The following is a 1,088-nucleotide window of genomic DNA, read 5'->3' as shown; positions in this document are numbered from 1 at the left end:
GTAAAATTAGATGAAACTATTATAAATGATTATGATAAAATTTTACCGGGATATTTTAAACTCCAAATAAAAAATTTACGTAGTTTTGGAGAATAATATATATATTTTATCAAATAATGGGTAATTTAAGAATGTTAAGATTTAGGAGGAATTTATGATTACAGCAGGAGATTTTAGAAAGGGATTGACTTTTGAAATGGACGGGGATGTCTATGAAGTAGTTGATTTTCAACACGTTAAGCCGGGTAAGGGAGCAGCTTTTGTAAGAGCTAAAATAAAATCTGTACTTACAGGTTCAATCAAAGACTCAACTTTTAATCCGTCAGAAAAATTTGAAAAAGCCGTTATTGAAAATAAAGATATGCAATATTTGTACAATGATGGCACCTTATATTATTTTATGGACACAGAAAGCTATGAACAAATTCCACTTGAAAAGTCTATGGTAGAAGATGCCTTGAATTTTATTAAGGAAAATGATATGGTTAATATCAATTTCTTCCAAGGCAAAGCCTTTAGAGTATCTCCTGAAAATTTTGTAGAATTAGAAGTTACAGCTACTGAACCAGGAGTAAAGGGTGATACATCAAGCGGTGGTTCAAAACCAGCTACAGTTGAAACAGGATTCACATTAAATGTGCCACTATTTGTAAACAATGGTGATAAAATCAGAATTGACACTAGAACTGGTGAATATATGTCTAGAGTATAATTATTGGAGGTAAAAATGGAATACTTATTAAAAAGAATTGCCTACTTAAAAGGCTTAGCAGATGGTTATGATTTAGATTCTGAATCTAAAGAAGGAAAAATTTTATCTGAACTAATTGATGTAATTTCTGACATGGTTGATGAATTTAAAGAAGCCAATGAAGAAATGGAAGATTATCTTGATATGGTTGATGAAGACCTTTCTAATTTAGAAGATTACGTTTATGATGATGAAGATTATGACTTTTATGATGATGACGAAGACTTTGACATTGATGATTACGACCTTTATGATGATGAAGGTTCTTGTGAATGTAACGGAGAATGTGAAAGTTGCGAAGACGAAGATAAATAATTTATAAAAAAATGTGGGAAAC

General features: G+C 30.5%; 2 protein-coding genes. Both read left to right on the top strand.

The window, feature by feature from the left end; translation table 11 throughout:
• Positions 1–154 precede the first annotated feature (154 nt).
• Entirely contained in the window at positions 155–712 is a 558-nt protein-coding gene (efp, locus tag HMPREF9131_RS07230) for an elongation factor P (RefSeq protein WP_004826063.1), read from the top strand.
• Positions 713–727: 15 nt separating this feature from the next.
• Positions 728–1,066 carry a CD1247 N-terminal domain-containing protein gene (locus tag HMPREF9131_RS07225; RefSeq protein WP_009346198.1) on the top strand — a complete coding sequence of 113 codons (339 nt, stop codon included), beginning with the start codon at positions 728–730 and terminating at the stop codon, positions 1,064–1,066.
• Positions 1,067–1,088 lie beyond the last annotated feature (22 nt).

This window comes from Peptoniphilus sp. oral taxon 836 str. F0141 (assembly GCF_000179335.1).
GTDB lineage: Bacteria > Bacillota > Clostridia > Tissierellales > Peptoniphilaceae > Peptoniphilus_A > Peptoniphilus_A lacrimalis.
Note: the sequence above shows the minus strand (reverse complement) of the source record. Positions and strands in the feature narration are given on the sequence as shown.

Excerpts from the sequence above, each read along its gene's own strand:
- HMPREF9131_RS07225 (WP_009346198.1), top strand. The coding sequence starts at position 728 with ATGGAATACTTATTAAAAAGAATTGCCTACTTAAAAGGCTTAGCAGAT.
- efp (WP_004826063.1), top strand. The coding sequence starts at position 155 with ATGATTACAGCAGGAGATTTTAGAAAGGGATTGACTTTTGAAATGGAC.